This is a genomic window from Streptomyces capillispiralis (assembly GCF_007829875.1).
In the GTDB taxonomy this organism is placed as follows: domain Bacteria; phylum Actinomycetota; class Actinomycetes; order Streptomycetales; family Streptomycetaceae; genus Streptomyces; species Streptomyces capillispiralis.
This window is the reverse complement of the sequence record NZ_VIWV01000001.1, coordinates 6804571-6818429: the sequence shown is the minus strand read 5'-3', so window position 1 is coordinate 6818429 and position 13859 is coordinate 6804571. Positions and strand designations below refer to the sequence as shown.

16 protein-coding genes are annotated in these 13859 nt (G+C 73.4%); 6 read left to right on the top strand and 10 right to left on the bottom strand.

What is annotated here, in order from left to right:
- Positions 1-56: 56 nt before the first annotated feature.
- Both FHX78_RS29915 and FHX78_RS29910 read right to left on the bottom strand, forming a co-directional pair.
- On the bottom strand, positions 57-797 hold the full coding sequence (locus tag FHX78_RS29915; protein WP_145870505.1) for an SDR family NAD(P)-dependent oxidoreductase: 741 nt from the start codon (positions 795-797) through the stop codon (positions 57-59).
- 120 nt (positions 798-917) lie between these two features.
- Complete coding sequence (locus FHX78_RS29910; protein ID WP_145870504.1) at positions 918-1538, bottom strand: dihydrofolate reductase family protein; 621 nt, start codon at positions 1536-1538, stop codon at positions 918-920.
- 277 nt (positions 1539-1815) lie between these two features.
- On the opposite strand from FHX78_RS29910, the gene FHX78_RS29905 reads away from it, so the two are divergent.
- Together FHX78_RS29905 and lnt are read left to right on the top strand one after the other, a co-directional pair.
- Positions 1816-2292 carry a nuclear transport factor 2 family protein gene (locus tag FHX78_RS29905; RefSeq protein ID WP_145870503.1) on the top strand — a complete coding sequence of 159 codons (477 nt, stop codon included), beginning with the start codon at positions 1816-1818 and terminating at the stop codon, positions 2290-2292.
- Between the two features lie 77 nt (positions 2293-2369).
- Positions 2370-3935: an apolipoprotein N-acyltransferase gene (gene lnt / locus FHX78_RS29900; RefSeq protein ID WP_145870502.1), complete on the top strand. Its 1566-nt coding sequence runs from the start codon at positions 2370-2372 to the stop codon at positions 3933-3935.
- Here lnt and FHX78_RS29895 read toward each other — a convergent pair.
- Complete coding sequence (locus FHX78_RS29895) at positions 3859-4764, bottom strand: Gfo/Idh/MocA family protein (protein WP_145870501.1); 906 nt, start codon at positions 4762-4764, stop codon at positions 3859-3861. The two genes, lnt and FHX78_RS29895, sit on opposite strands and share 77 nt — an antisense overlap.
- A 181-nt stretch (positions 4765-4945) precedes the next feature.
- Here FHX78_RS29895 and FHX78_RS29890 point away from each other — a divergent pair, with 181 nt between their 5' ends.
- Entirely contained in the window at positions 4946-5458 is a 513-nt protein-coding gene (locus tag FHX78_RS29890; protein WP_145870500.1) for a DinB family protein, read from the top strand.
- 113 nt (positions 5459-5571) lie between these two features.
- The gene (locus FHX78_RS29885; RefSeq protein ID WP_229924013.1) at positions 5572-6063 is read left to right on the top strand and encodes a hypothetical protein; all 492 of its coding nucleotides are present in this window, start codon (positions 5572-5574) and stop codon (positions 6061-6063) included.
- Positions 6064-6124: 61 nt separating this feature from the next.
- Here the strand turns inward: FHX78_RS29885 and FHX78_RS29880 are convergent, their stop codons facing one another.
- From FHX78_RS29880 to fabG, 5 genes are all read right to left on the bottom strand, one after another.
- Positions 6125-6640: a hypothetical protein gene (locus tag FHX78_RS29880; RefSeq protein ID WP_145870498.1), complete on the bottom strand. Its 516-nt coding sequence runs from the start codon at positions 6638-6640 to the stop codon at positions 6125-6127.
- Between the two features lie 163 nt (positions 6641-6803).
- Complete coding sequence (gene ung / locus FHX78_RS29875) at positions 6804-7487, bottom strand: uracil-DNA glycosylase (protein WP_145870497.1); 684 nt, start codon at positions 7485-7487, stop codon at positions 6804-6806.
- A 91-nt stretch (positions 7488-7578) separates the two neighbouring features.
- Positions 7579-9165 carry an ABC transporter substrate-binding protein gene (locus FHX78_RS29870; RefSeq protein WP_167531885.1) on the bottom strand — a complete coding sequence of 529 codons (1587 nt, stop codon included), beginning with the start codon at positions 9163-9165 and terminating at the stop codon, positions 7579-7581.
- Between the two features lie 294 nt (positions 9166-9459).
- A complete protein-coding gene (locus FHX78_RS29865) occupies positions 9460-10218 on the bottom strand; it encodes an SDR family oxidoreductase (protein WP_145870495.1) in 759 nt (252 codons plus the stop codon).
- 14 nt (positions 10219-10232) lie between these two features.
- Positions 10233-10994: a 3-oxoacyl-ACP reductase FabG gene (gene fabG, locus FHX78_RS29860; RefSeq protein WP_145870494.1), complete on the bottom strand. Its 762-nt coding sequence runs from the start codon at positions 10992-10994 to the stop codon at positions 10233-10235.
- Positions 10995-11294: 300 nt separating this feature from the next.
- On the opposite strand from fabG, the gene FHX78_RS29855 reads away from it, so the two are divergent.
- Positions 11295-11873 carry an excalibur calcium-binding protein gene (locus tag FHX78_RS29855; protein WP_145870493.1) on the top strand — a complete coding sequence of 193 codons (579 nt, stop codon included), beginning with the start codon at positions 11295-11297 and terminating at the stop codon, positions 11871-11873.
- Between the two features lie 7 nt (positions 11874-11880).
- Here FHX78_RS29855 and FHX78_RS29850 read toward each other — a convergent pair whose 3' ends face one another.
- Complete coding sequence (locus FHX78_RS29850; RefSeq protein WP_145870492.1) at positions 11881-12264, bottom strand: DUF3037 domain-containing protein; 384 nt, start codon at positions 12262-12264, stop codon at positions 11881-11883.
- A complete protein-coding gene (locus FHX78_RS29845) occupies positions 12261-13025 on the bottom strand; it encodes a HipA family kinase (RefSeq protein WP_145870491.1) in 765 nt (254 codons plus the stop codon). The genes FHX78_RS29850 and FHX78_RS29845 overlap by 4 nt, the downstream gene beginning before the upstream one ends.
- 254 nt (positions 13026-13279) lie before the next feature.
- Here FHX78_RS29845 and FHX78_RS29840 point away from each other — a divergent pair, with 254 nt between their 5' ends.
- Positions 13280-13819 (top strand): Rieske (2Fe-2S) protein, encoded by a 540-nt coding sequence (locus FHX78_RS29840; protein ID WP_145870490.1) that lies wholly within the window; start codon positions 13280-13282, stop codon positions 13817-13819.
- Positions 13820-13859: the final 40 nt, after the last annotated feature.

Here is a 13859-nt window from a genome sequence, read left to right as displayed (position 1 = left end):
CGCGCCGCCCGTGCCACCGGCCCGACGCCGGCGTCCACCGCCGTCCGGCGTCCGTCTCAGCGCCCGCCCGCGACCCGCAGCACCGCCCCCGTGGCGTACGAGGCGTCCGGCGACATCAGCCACGCCACCGCCGCCGCGATCTCCTCGGCCCGTCCCGCCCGCCGCAGCGGAACCGCCCCCGCGATCCGCCGGGCCCGGTCCGGAGCGCCCATGGCGGCGTGCATCTCGGTGTCGATCACACCCGGCGCGACCGCGTTGACACGGATCCCGTCCGGTCCCAGCTCCTTGGCCAGCCCGAGCGTCAGCGTGTCCACCGCGGCCTTCGTCGCCGCGTAGTGGACGTACTCGCCGGGGCTGCCCAGCGTGGCGGCGCCGGAGGAGATGTTCACGATGACCCCCTCGCCCCGGGGCGTCATCAGCTGCGCGGCGCGCCTCGCACACAGCAGGGTGCCCATCAGGTTGACGTCGACGACCCGCCGCAGGGTGTCGGTGTCCACCTCGGTGAAGGCCCCCAGGGGCCCCGTCACCGCCGCGTTGTTCACCAGTCCCGTCACCGGCCCCGCCTCCCGCTCCGCCACGTCGAAGAGCCGCTCGACGTCCGCCTCGACGGAGGTGTCCGCGCGCACGGTGACGGCGCGCGCACCGGCCGCCCGCACCTCCTCCGCCACCGCCTCCGCGGCAGCGGAGTCGCGGACGTAGTCCACCACCACGTCGTGCCCCTCCGCGGCGAGCCTGCGGCAGATCGCGGCGCCGATCCCCCGGCTGCCACCGGTGACCACGGTGACCGGACGCTTCATGAGTACCTCCTGGCGAAGAGCGCGGGACGAAGATCCTCAGGCTCGCAGACGCGCGGGCACGCTCACCGAGGGGGGTGACGGCCCGTCGATTCCCGCGCGGGCCGGGGTGACGGCCGACGCTCAGGGCAGCACGCGGTAGGTCAGATGCGTGGCCAGCGTCGCCGGGCGCGACCTCACCTGCTCCAGGTCCAGCGGCGGGACCCCCTCGAACAGCCGCGTACCGGCGCCGAGCGTGAGCGGCGCGATGTGCAGCCGCAGCTCGTCGACCAGGCCGGCGGCGAGGTACTGGTTGACGGTGTGCGCGCCGCCGAGGACCAGCACGTCGGCGTCGCCGGCCGCCGCGCGCGCCCGCGCCAGGGCCGGCTCGACGCCCTCGGTGACGAAGTGGAAGGTGGTGCCGCCGTCCATCGGCTGCGGCTCGCGCGCGTGGTGGGTGAGCACGAACACCGGGGCATGGAACGGCGGGTTCTCACCCCACCAGCCGTTCCACTGCCGGTCCCACGGCCCGCGCACCGGACCGAACATGTTGCGCCCCATGACGAATGCCCCGGCGGCCGACACCAGGTCGGCCTCGGCCCGGTTCTCCTCGGGGGTGTCGAACATCCAGGCGTGCAGCCTGCCGCCGGTGCCGTCTCCGCCGTCGTCGCCGAAGGGACGCGCCTCCGTCTGGTGGAGCCCGGCCGAGTAGCCGTCGGCCGACACCGTGATGTCGCAGATCACCCTGCCCGTCCGTGCGGTCATCGCGCTCTCCTCCTCGCCTCTCGCGGCGGCCCTCGCCGCCCCGCCGACGAGCCCCTTGTCGGCCGTCGGCACGGGACGGACCCGGCCCTAGGCGAGCCCGGTCCCGTGCCCGGCCCCACGGGTGTACCCGCTCCCCCGACCGGCGTCGAGGCACCGCACGGGGCGGGGGGCCGGCCGGGTGACCCGGAACCCCGGCTGCCGCGCCGTACGCCCGGGTCGGGCGAATTCCCGCGCACGCCCCCTTGGCCACGCACCCCCGATGGCCAACACTGAGCCGATGACGCAGCGTGTGGAGCTCGCGACCGTGAGGGACCGGCTGGCCGTGGACGGGCTGGTCACCGAGTACGCGATGGCCGTGGACGACGGCGACTGGCCGGCGTACCGGCGGCTGTTCACGCCGGACGGGCGGGTGGACTACCGCTCGGCCGGGGGCATCGAGGGGAGCGCCGGGACGGTCGCCGGGTGGCTGGCGGAGAGCCTGGAGGCGTTTCCGGTGCGGCAGCACCTGTTCGTCAACCGGCGGGTGCGGTTCGGGGTCTGGGAACAGGACACGGGCGACACGGCGCAGGTCCAGGCCGACTACGTGAATCCGATGGGCGGCGGCGGGCAGGACGGCGCGTCCGCCGCCCCGGACCTCGTGTGCGGCGGGCGGTGCGCCTTCGCCCTGCTGCGCACCGACGACGGCTGGCGGCTGAGCGAGGTGGTCGTGCGGGAGAAGTGGCGCCGCCTTCCCGACCGCCCGGCGGGCCTGTGATCCACTGAACCGGCGTGCCCTGTTCCGGATCACCTCCGGGACGCACACTGGAGGCACCACGGGGTAGGGAGGCGCCTATGAAGACGCTCGGCCACTGGCTCACCTCCCCGTGGCGGCGCTCGACCGTCGCCGCGGTCGTGGGCGCCCTGCCCGTCCTGGCCTTTCCCGCCCCGTCCCTGTGGTGGTTCGCCTACGTCGCCCTCGTACCGTGGATCCTGCTGGTCCGCGGCGCTCCGACCGGGAAACGGGCGGCCCACGACGGCTGGTGGGGCGGGTTCGGCTTCATGCTGGCCATGCACCACTGGCTGCTGCCGAACCTGCACGTGTTCACGTTCGTCATCGCCGCCCTGCTGGGCGCGCTGTGGGCGCCGTGGGGCCGACTGGTGCGGCGGCTGCTCGGCGGGGAGCCGACGCGCGGGCGGGTCGCGGCCGCGCTCGTCGTGGTGCCCTCGGGCTGGCTGGTGATCGAGCTGGTCCGTTCCTGGGAGGGGCTCGGTGGCCCCTGGGGTGTGCTCGGCGCGAGCCAGTGGCAGGTGGAGGCCGCGCTGCGGCTGGCGTCGGTGGGCGGGGTCTGGCTGCCGAGCTTCCTGGTGGTGGCCCTGAACGTCGCCGTGGCCGTGCTCGTCGCGGTCCCGCGGGCCCGGGTGCCCGCCGTGGCCTGCCTGGTCGCCACGGCCGCCGCCGCCTCGGCAGCCTGGGTGTTCTCGCCCCGCCCCGACCCCGACCGGCGGGTCCGGATCGCGCTCGTGCAGCCGGGCGTCGTCTCCGGACGCGACAGCGCGGACCGCCGCTTCGACCGCGAGGAGCGGCTCACCCGCGAGCTCGTGGGCCAGGACGTCGCACTGATCGTCTGGGGCGAGAGCAGCGTGGGCTTCGACCTCGGGGCCCGGCCCGACCTCGCCCGGCGGCTGGCCGCGCTCTCCCGCGAGACGGGCTCGCCGATCCTGGTCAACGTGGACGCCCGGCGCTCCGACAAGCCCGGCATCTACAAGAGTTCGGTGCTGATCGGCCCGGACGGACCGACCGGCGACCGGTACGACAAGATGCGGCTGGTGCCGTTCGGCGAGTACGTCCCGGCCCGCTCCCTGCTGGGCTGGGCGACCTCCGTCGGGGAGGCGGCCGGCGAGGACCGCAGGCGCGGCTCGCGGCAGGTGGTGATGGACGCCGGGGACGGACTGCGGATCGGCCCCATGGTGTGCTTCGAGTCCGCGTTCCCCGACATGAGCCGGCACCTCGCCGAGGACGGCGCCGACGTCCTCCTGGCCCAGTCCTCCACCTCGACGTTCCAGCAGAGCTGGGCCCCCGAACAGCACGCCTCGCTGGCCGCGCTGCGCGCCGCCGAGTCCGGGCGCCCGATGGTCCACGCGACACTGACGGGCGTCTCCGCCGTGTACGGGCCGGGCGGCGGGCGCGTCGGCACGTGGCTCGGTACGGACGCGAGCGCCGCGCGGGTGTACGAGGTCCCGCTGGCGCACGGCACCACGCCCTACGTCCGTTTCGGCGACTGGCCGCTGCACGCGGCGCTGCTGGTGCTCGCGGTGTGGGGCGTCACCGAGGCGGTGCGCCTCAGGCGGAGCGCTCGTGGACCGCTCGTACCACCCGCTCGCACAGCTCATGGGTCGCCAGCGCGTCCCGGGCGCTGAGCACCCTGCCCGCACGCACCGCGTCCAGGAAGGTGAGCACGGCCTGCTCGATGCCGCGCTGCCGGGACACCGGCACCCAGTCGCCGCGCCGCCGCACGGTCGGCTGCCCCTTGTGGTCGATCACCTCGGCGAGGTTGACCACCTGGCGCTTGGTGTCCTGCCCGGAGACCTCCAGGATCTCCTCCGCGGAACCGCTGAGGCGGTTCATCACCCCGAGGGCGGTGAAGCCCTCACCGGCGAGCTGGAGCACCACGTGGTGCAGCAGCCCGCCCTCGGTACGGGCGCGCACGGTCACGTCGTCGACCGGGCCGGGCGCCAGGAAGCGCAGGGTGTCCACGACGTGGATGAAGTCGTCGAGGATCATCGTGCGCGGTTCCTCCGGCAGCCCGATCCGGTTCTTCTGCATCAGGATCAGCTCGCGCGGATGGTCGGCGCACTGCGCGTAGCCGGGGGCGAAGCGCCGGTTGAAGCCCACGGCGAGGCTGGTGGCCCGCTCCTCGGCGAGCGTCACCAGCCGCGTGGAGTCGGCGAGTTCGTAGGCGAGCGGCTTGTCGACGTAGGTCGGTACGCCCGCTTCGAGGAGCCGGGTGACGATCTGCGGGTGGACCTCGGTCGGCGCGTGCACGAAGGCCGCGTCGAGGTCCTGGGCGAGCAGGGAGCCGAGGTCCGGGTGACGCCGTGCGGGCGGGAGGTGGAGGCCGTCGGCGACCCGGTCCAGCGTCGCCGGGGTGCGGGTGTGCAGGTGCAGTTCCACTCCGGGCTGGACGGCGAGTACCGGCAGGTAGGCCTTCTGTGCGATGTCACCGAGTCCGATGCAGCCGACCTTCACCTGGTGTGCTCCTCTGGTCCTCGCCCGTCGTGGTCCGCTGGGAAGCATACGGCGGCCGGCGGGAGCGCCGGCCGGGGCTCCCGGTCCCGCTCGAACCGCCCGCGGATCCGCGGTGCCGACCGGCGCGTCCGAGGCCGGAATCGCCCGGTGTGCGGGGGCGGCTCCGGGCAAGGATGACACCATGACGACCGAGCGCAGTGAACCCGCCCCCGACGCCGACGAGCGCACCATGCTGGAGGGCTGGCTCGACTACCACCGCCGCACCCTCTCCTGGAAGTGCGAGGGGCTGACCGACGACCAGTTGCGCACCGCGTCGGTACCGCCCTCGAAGCTGTCCCTGACGGGACTGGTGCGGCACATGGCGGAGGTGGAGCGCAACTGGTTCCGCCGGGTGCTCGCGGACGAGGCCGCCGGCCCCCTCTACTACAGCGAGGCCGACCGGGACGGCGATTTCCACCTCACCGCGGCGGACACCCACGAGGAGGCGTACGCCACCTGGCAGTCGGAGATCGACGCCGCCCGGCGCAACGCGGCCGGTTTCGCGCTGGACGACCTGTCCCGGGGCGTCGGCAGGCAGACCGGCGAACCGTACAGCCTGCGCTGGATCTACACCCACATGATCGAGGAGTACGCGCGGCACAACGGCCACGCCGATCTGCTCCGCGAGCGGATCGACGGCGCCATCGGCGAGTGACGTCACCCGCGGCACCTTCCGGGCCCCCCGTACGGGGCCGGAGATCACCCGTGCGGGGCATGCTGCGCCTGTCCGCCCCCACCGGGGCGGGCGGAGCCAGCAGAGTTGCGCGCGTGCACCGAACGACGACCACAGCAACGCTTCTGGTGACCGTGGCGGTCTCCGCCCTCTCGGGCTGTGTGACGGTCCAGCGGCCCCTCGCCCCCGGCGCGGGGACGGCACCGTCCCAGCGGACCGAGCCACGTCCGGTGGGACAGAACGAGACGCAGGTCGTGCAGGCACCGGCGCGCGAGGCCCTGGAGATGATCGGCCCGTCCCGGCCGCCGAAGGCGTCCGCGTCCCCGTCGCACCGCGCCGCGCCCACGACCGAGCCGCGGCGTGACGCTCCGCCCGGCCACCGCACCGGGCAGACCCGTCCGGCCGGTCCCGGGTCCGGCGGCCACGGCCGGACGCCGGGTCCCCCGGTGGACCTCCCCGGCGTCGCGGAGTCGATGCACGGTGACGCCTCGGGCAGACCGGACCTGTGCGCGCTGGGCAGGAAGTACGGCGGCTGGCGCGCGGACAGCCCGGAGGCGGCCATCTGCCGCGACGCGTACGGCCGCTGAACCGGCCGCGGGCGAGCGGGGGCGCACGGCGTCCGGCGGGACCGGGCGCAGGCCGCCGCCCCTACGGGCGCTGCCGCGGCGGTCCCCAGCTCCCGGGAGTGCCGTCCTCGCCCAGTCGGAGGGCCAGCCGCCGGATGGCTGCCCGCACGCCCTCGCCGTAGCGGTCGTCGGCGAGGGTGCGGGCCGCGTCCCGGGCCCGGCGGAGATGGGTGCGGGCGGCGTCGGGGCGGTCGAGGCGAAGGTAGTCGGCGGCCAGGTTCAGATGCAGCGACGGGTAGAGGGCGCGCACGGCGACGGTTCCCTCGTACTCGGCGGGGCGGTCGCCGGCGACCTCCTCGGCCGCCGTCAGCGCCCGCAGGTCCCAGGCCAGTTCGTCCTCGGGCTCGTCCTGGGTGTCGGCGAGGTAGTGGGCCAGGGTGCAGCGGTGCAGCGGGTCGCCGTGCTCCCCGATCTCCGCCCACAGGGCGAGGAAACGGTGCCGGGCCTCCTCGCGGTCCCCCGCGTGGTGCAGCATCACGACCTGACCGATCCGCGTCGGCACGGCGTCCGGCGCCGCCTGCCCCTGTCGCTCCGCCACCGCGTCCTCCGCACCGCTCGCCGGCTGTCGCCCCCGACGCTAACCGCAGCCGGGCGCGGTACCGGGCAAGCCGCTCCGCCGCGCCCCAAGCCGCCCCGGGAACGGCCGGGTGCGGGAACCGGTGGAACCGGCCCGCGCCCGGCGCGGCACACGGCGGGACGCGTCAGCCCAGGTTCGGGACGGTCCAGTCGATCGGCTCGTGGCCCTGCGCGGCCACCGCCTCGTTGATCTGCGTGAACGGACGCGAGCCGAAGAACTTCTTCGCCGACAGCGGAGAGGGGTGCGCCCCCTTGACCACCACGTGGCGGCTCTCGTCGATCAGCGGCAGCTTCTTCTGCGCGTAGTTCCCCCACAGCACGAAGACCGCCGGGTCGGGGCGCCCGGCCACCGCGCGGATGACCGCGTCGGTGAACTTCTCCCAGCCCCGCCCCTTGTGCGAGTTGGCCTCGCCGGCGCGGACCGTGAGCACCGCGTTGAGCAGCAGCACGCCCTGCTCGGCCCACGGCATCAGATAGCCGTTGTCCGGGATGGGGGTGCCCAGCTCGGCGTGCATCTCCTTGTAGATGTTGCGCAGCGACGGCGGGATCCGCACGCCCGGGCGCACCGAGAAGCACAGCCCGTGGCCCTGGCCCTCGCCGTGGTAGGGGTCCTGGCCGAGGACCAGGACCTTCACCTTGTCGTACGGCGTGGCGTCCAGCGCCGCGAAGACCTCCTCGCGCGGCGGGTAGACGGGACCCTTCGCCCGCTCCTCCTCGACGAACTCGGTCAGCTCCTTGAAGTAGGGCTGCTGCAGCTCGTCGCCCAGAACCCCGCGCCAGGACTCGGGCAGCATGGCGATGTCGGTCACGTCAATGTCCTCACGTGTGCGGTCACTTCCAGGCCACAGAACCTACAGGCGACCACTGACAACCGGCCCGGCGGACGGTCGTCCGCCGGTGCTACCAGCTGGTCTTGCGGGAGAGTTCCCACATCATCATGATCGTCGACGGGTCCAGCGCCCGCTCGGCGCCCGAGATGTCCCGGCTCGCCGCCACGTACGCCCGCCCCTGCCACAGCGGCAGCAGCCGCACGTCGTCGACAAGGATCTGCTGGGCCTCCTCGAACTGCTTCACCACGTTGCCACGGTCGCTCTCCCGGCGGGAGCTGGGCAGCAGATCGTTCGTGATCTTCTTCGCCGCGTAGGGCGTGCCGAGCGCGTTCTGCTCGCCGACGAACGGGGCGATGAAGTTGTCCGCGTCGGGGAAGTCGGGGAACCAGCCGCGCCCGAACACCGGGTACTCACCGTTCTGGTACCCCTCGACGTACGTCTTCCAGGGACGGCTCTTGAGCGTGATGTCGAACAGCTTCGACGCCTCCAGCTGCCGCTCGATCTCCTTGAACTCCAGCGCGGTCTCGGAGCCGTAGCGGTCCGTGGTGTACCAGAGGGTGAGCGGGACCGGCTCGGTGATGCCCGCGCCGGCGAGGAACTGCCGGGCCTTGGCGACGCTCGGCTCGCCGAAGTCGTCGAAGAAGCCCGTCGTGTGGCCATCCAGGCCCTTGGGGACCATCGAGTACAGCGGGTCGACGGTGTCCTTGTAGACCTTGTGCGCGATCGCCGCGCGGTCGACGATCTGCGCGACGGCCCGGCGCACCTCCTTCTTGCCGGCCCAGGGGTCCTTCGGGTTGAACACCAGGTAGTTGATGTCGGTCCCGGTGCCGTCGATGAGCTGGATCTCCTCCTCCTTGGAGGCCCTGCCCTGGAGATCGATGATGTCGTCCGCGGCCAGACCCCGGTAGGTCAGGTCGATCCGGTCGTCCCGCAGCGCCTCGACCATGGTGCCGGAGTCCTGGAAGTAGCGGATGGTCACCGCGTTGTTCCGGCGCTCGGCGTGGCCCTTGTAGCGGTCGTTGCGGACGAGTTGGGCCTCCTTGCCCTCCTCGTACGACTGGAGCGTGTACGGCCCCGAACCGATGACGGCGGTGTCCTCGCGCAGGGCGCCGGCCGGGTAGGCGCCGGGGTCGACGATCGACATCGCGGGGGTGGCGAGCACGAACGGGAAGGTGGCGTCCGGCTTGTTGAGGTGGAAGACGACCTCGCGCTCGTTCGGTGCCTGCACGCGGTCCAGGCTGCCCAGCAGACCGGCCGGACCGCCGTTGACGTTGATCGTCCGGATGCGGTCGATCGAGTGCTTGACCGCCTTGGCGTCGAGGGTGCCGCCGTCGGAGAACGTCAGGCCCTCGCGCAGCTCGCAGCGGAACACCTGGTTGGAGCTGTCGGTGAACTCGCAGCTCTTCGCGGCGTCCGGCTGGGGGGCGGTCGCGCCGACCGGGTAGCTCAGCAGGGTCTGGTAGATGTTGCGGAACAGCTCCCAGGAGCTGTCCCAGGAGGCGGCAGGATCCAGCGTGCTCGGGGAGCTGGTGGTTCCGACGACGATGGGCCCCTCGTCGTCCGGGGAATCGGACGCCAGGACGCCGCATCCGGTCACCAAGGACGATATGGACGCGATGGCCGCCACCCGCCGCAGGCATCGGTTCCGGTTGAACACGCGCACGCTCCTCGATCTGCCGTCCCAAGGGTCGGCAGACCATACCGCAGTGTTTGCCCCGTTGACCCTCCCTCGTACGGCCCTTGAGATCGACTTCTCGATGACTACGTTGTCACGCACCGTCGTGACACCGATACGCGGACACGGGCGCCGTTTCGTCGACGGCGCCCGTGTCCTGCGGTCGAACGGCGGGCACATACGGGCACCGCGAGCGCCGCAACGGGCACCCGCCGTGCCCGTTCGGCGGCGCACCGCTCCCGCGCGGGCGGGTACCGCACCGCGCGGGCGTGCGGCTCAGCCCACGCCGGCCTTCAGGAAGATGCCGCCGTCGACCACGAGAGTCTGTCCCGTGACCCAGTCCGACTGGTCGGAGGTGAGGAACGCGGCGGCGCCGCCGATGTCGGACGGCACACCGAGCCGGCCGAGCGGGTACGCCGCGGCGGCCTCCTCCTCCCGGCCCTCGTACAGCGCCTGGGCGAATTTGGTCTTGACCACGGCCGGGGCGATGGCGTTGACCCGCACCCCGGGCGCGAACTCGTGCGCGAGCTGCTGGGTCAGGTTGATCAGCGCGGCCTTGCTGACGCCGTAGGCGGCGATGAAGGGCGAGGGCGCGATGCCCGCCACGGAGGCGATGTTGACGATCGCGCCGCCGTTGTCCTTCTGCCAGGCGTGCCAGGTCTGCTGCGCGAAGCCGAGCGCCGAGATCACGTTGGTCTCGAACACCTTGCGCGCCACGTTCAGGTCGAGGTCGGCGATCGGCCCGAACACCGGGTTGGTACCGGCGTTGTTGACCAGGTAGTCGACGCGGCCGAAGGCCTCCATCACGCGCTCGACGGCGATGGCCTGGTGGGCCTCGTCGTGCGCCTTGCCGGCCACGTACACGGCCCGGTCGGCGCCGAGCTTCTCGACGGCCTCCTTGAGGGCGTCCTCGTTGCGGCCGGTGATGCAGACCCGGTCGCCGCGCGCGACCAGCGCCTCGGCGACGCCGAGCCCGATGCCGCGGCTGGCGCCGGTGACCAGGGCGACCTTGCCGGAGAGTTCCACAGAAGTCATGTTCTCGGTCTTCCCTAGTCGAGCGGTCCGCCGGCGACGTACAGGACCTGGCCGGAGACGAAGCCGGCCGCCTCGCCGGTGAAGAAGGCGATGGCGTTGGCGATGTCCTCGGGCTCGCCGACGCGGTTCACCGGGATCTGGGTGGCGGCGGCGGCCTTGAAGTCCTCGAAGCCCATGCCGACGCGGTCGGCGGTGGCCTTGGTCATCTCGGTGGCGATGAAGCCGGGGGCGACGGCGTTGGCGGTGACGCCGAACTTGCCGAGCTCCTTGGCGAGGGTCTTGGTGAAGCCCTGGAGACCGGCCTTGGCGGCGGAGTAGTTGACCTGGCCGCGGTTGCCGAGCGCGGAGGAGGACGACAGGTTGACGATCCGGCCGAATCCGGCGTCCACCATGTGCTTCTGACAGGCCTTCGTCATCAGGAACGCGCCGCGCAGGTGCACGTTCATGACGGTGTCCCAGTCGGAGACGCTCATCTTGAACAGCAGGTTGTCGCGCAGCACGCCCGCGTTGTTGACGAGGATCGTGGGCGCGCCGAGCTCCTCGGCGATCCGCGCGACGGCCGCCTCGACCTGCGCCTCGTCGGAGACGTCGCAGCCGACCGCGATCGCCTTGCCGCCGGCGGCGGTGATCTTCTCGACGGTGTCCTTGCAGGCGGCCTCGTCGAGGTCGAGCACGGCGACCGCGCGGCCCTCGGCGGCCAGTCGTACGGCGGTGGCGGCGCCGATGCCGCGCGCGGCGCCGGTGACGACCGCGACCCGCTGCTCAGTGGTGGACATTGCTGCTTCTCCTCGCCCTTGGGATGCGGCTCCTGCGGCCGGACCCACAGCAGTGAGCGACCGCTTAGTACCTTCAGCAGACGAGACGCTAGAAGCCCTGGCACCCGGTGTCAACGGCACACCGCGCGTGTGTGATCCATTCCCCGCGCGGGGACGCCCCGCCCGTCGGCTCCCGCGCCGCCCCGGCCCGCGCCCGGCCGCCGTGACGAGCACCCGATCGGCCTACGGCTGCGCGCCCGCGCACCGGACCGCGCCTAGCGTCGAAGCGCGAGCCACCCGTGGCCGGAAAGGAGGCGCTCCATGCGCCGGCGCACCGGTGCCATAGGCACGCTGATCGCGCTCGCCGCGATCGTGCCGTTGGCCGACACCGCTCACGCCCAGGATCTGGACTGCGGCGACTTCACCTACCAGGAGGACGCGCAGGCGTTCTTCAACACGGACCGAAGTGATCCGCACCGGCTCGACGAGGACCCCGGTCCGGACGACGGAGTGGCCTGCGAGGCCCTTCCCCGCCGTGGTCTCACCTCGTCCACGTTCCGCCCCGCGCCGACCACCTCCGCTCCGGCCCCGACGGCGACCCCCACCACCGCCGCGCCGACCCGCACCGCGACCGCGACGCCCACGCGGACGGCGACCGCGACGCCCACCCGGACGGCGACCGCGACGCCCACCCGCACCGCGACACCCACCGGCACCGCGAGCCCCACGACCACCGCTCCCACGGCGTCCGCCTCCGCCGTGCCCACGCGCGGCGTGCGGGGCGGGCTGGGCGGCGCGTCGGACTCCGGCCCGAGCGACTGGGACGTGGGCATCGGCGCCACGTTCGTGACGGGCGCCGTCCTCGCCGTCGGCCACGCGGTGAGGCGCCGCCGCACCTGACGGCGGGTCAGCGCACGAGGAGGTCGAGCAGCCGCTCGACCTCCGCCGCGGGATCGGCGGTGAGCCCCGTGTGCACGGGACCGGGCTGGACGACGGTGGACCGGGGCGCGATCAGCCAGCGGAAGCGCCGCCCGGCGTCGTCCCCCGCCGCCTGTCCCGCCGCGTCCCCGCCCGCGCAGACCCCCTCGACGGCGCGCAGCGCGGCCCGGACGCCGGGCAGGTCGGCCTTCGGGTCGAGGGCCAGTAGCCGCGCCTCGTCGAGGTGGGTGCGGGCCGCGACGAACGACCGGGGGCGGCAGTACACGAGCACGCCGGCGTTGACGCACTCGCCGCGCTCGACGCGCGGTACGACCCGCAGCAGGGCGTACTCGTAGACGTGCCGGTCGCTCACTGGTCCCCCTGGAGGCCGTGGATGCGCTGGTGGACGGTGGCCGCGCGGGCGATCAGCGGCCGCGCGTAGGCCCGCCGCAGCGCGTCGGGCGAGTCGAAGCCGGGCTCGCCGGCCAGCCAGACGTCGGGGACGGCGGCGGTGACCTCGGCGAGCAGTTCCTCGGTGATCTGCGGCGCGAGCTCCGCGGCGGCGGAGGCGACGTCCGGCGCGAAGGCTCTCAGGGCGTGGTCGACGGCGTCGTAGGGGCGGTCGGCGGAGGCCTCGGCGCCGGGCCAGTTGTGGTGCCAGATCATGGTGGCACCGTGGTCGATGAGCCAGAGTTCGTCGCGCAGGCGGAGCAGGTTGGGGTTGCGCCAGGAGCGGTCGACGTTGTTCACCAGCGCGTCGAACCAGACGATCCGCCCCGCCTCCCGCGGGCTCACCTCGAAGGCGAGCGGGTCGAAGCCGAGGGCGCCGGACAGGAAGTGCATGCCGAGGTTGGTGCCGCCACTGGACTTCAGCAGCTGCTGCACCTCCTGGTCGGGCTCGGCGAGTCCCAGGACGGGGTCGAGCTCGACGGTGACCAGGCGCGGCACCCGCAGCCCCAGCCGGCGCGCGAGTTCGCCGCAGACGACTTCGGCGACGAGGGTCTTGCGGCCCTGTCCGGCGCCGGTGAACTTCAGGACGTAGGTGTGGAGGTCGTCGGCCTCGATCAGTCCCGGCAGCGAGCCGCCCTCGCGCAGGGGCGTGATGTAGCGGGTTGCGGTGACCTCGGACAGCATCTCGCCAGGCTACGCGATCTTCCCCGCCTGCCGCCCACGGCCTCCCCGGGACGGCGGGCGTCGCCGCGTGTGCTCCGCGCGGTCGTCGCACGGACCGGCGGACGCCCCCGGCCGCGCGCCGACAGCGAAACGACAGCCGTGCCTTACGCCCTTCCGACCGCGGGCAGGCCAAGCTCTCCGCAATGCCTGAACAGCGTGGGCCCGCTGACCGTACCTCTCCCCAGATCACCGCATCCCCCGGAAGGGACACCGGCATGACCAGCACATCGTTCCAGCACTCCCCCGAGTTCCCGGCTCCGCCCGCAGGGGGCGGTGCCCTCGGGGGACCCGCCCGTCGCACGGTCGTGGCGGCGGCCGGAGCGGCGGGTCTCGCCGTCGCGCTGACCGCGTGCGGCGGCTCCGGCGACGACGCGTCGGGTTCCTCCGCGGACTCCGGCACGGCCGGCGGCTCCCCGGACGACGCCGGTACGAGCGGCGGCGGTTCGGACGGCGGCGATGCGGCCGCGGGTGCCGCGCTCGCCTCGACCGCCGACATCCCCGAGGGCGGCGGCAAGGTCTTCGCCGACCGGAAGGTGGTCGTCACCCAGCCGACGGCGGGCGAGTTCAAGGCGTTCTCGGCGACCTGCACCCACCAGGGGTGCGCGGTGAAGAGCATCGCGGACGGGGTGATCAACTGCCCCTGCCACAACAGCAATTTCTCCATCACGGACGGCAGTGTGCAGAGCGGCCCGGCCACCACACCGCTACCCTCCGTGGAGATCACCGTGAGCGGGGACTCGATCACCCTCGCGTGAGTCGCCGAAGCCGGCCTCCTCACCGGCACGACGTGGGAGA

Bases quoted from the DNA above. Each gene is read 5' to 3' on its own strand.
- FHX78_RS29915 (WP_145870505.1), bottom strand. From the start codon at position 797: ATGAAGCGTCCGGTCACCGTGGTCACCGGTGGCAGCCGGGGGATCGGC.
- FHX78_RS29910 (WP_145870504.1), bottom strand. From the start codon at position 1,538: ATGACCGCACGGACGGGCAGGGTGATCTGCGACATCACGGTGTCGGCC.
- FHX78_RS29905 (WP_145870503.1), top strand. From the start codon at position 1,816: ATGACGCAGCGTGTGGAGCTCGCGACCGTGAGGGACCGGCTGGCCGTG.
- lnt (WP_145870502.1), top strand. From the start codon at position 2,370: ATGAAGACGCTCGGCCACTGGCTCACCTCCCCGTGGCGGCGCTCGACC.
- FHX78_RS29890 (WP_145870500.1), top strand. From the start codon at position 4,946: ATGACGACCGAGCGCAGTGAACCCGCCCCCGACGCCGACGAGCGCACC.
- FHX78_RS29865 (WP_145870495.1), bottom strand. From the start codon at position 10,218: ATGACTTCTGTGGAACTCTCCGGCAAGGTCGCCCTGGTCACCGGCGCC.
- fabG (WP_145870494.1), bottom strand. From the start codon at position 10,994: ATGTCCACCACTGAGCAGCGGGTCGCGGTCGTCACCGGCGCCGCGCGC.
- FHX78_RS29855 (WP_145870493.1), top strand. From the start codon at position 11,295: ATGCGCCGGCGCACCGGTGCCATAGGCACGCTGATCGCGCTCGCCGCG.
- FHX78_RS29845 (WP_145870491.1), bottom strand. From the start codon at position 13,025: ATGCTGTCCGAGGTCACCGCAACCCGCTACATCACGCCCCTGCGCGAG.
- FHX78_RS29840 (WP_145870490.1), top strand. From the start codon at position 13,280: ATGACCAGCACATCGTTCCAGCACTCCCCCGAGTTCCCGGCTCCGCCC.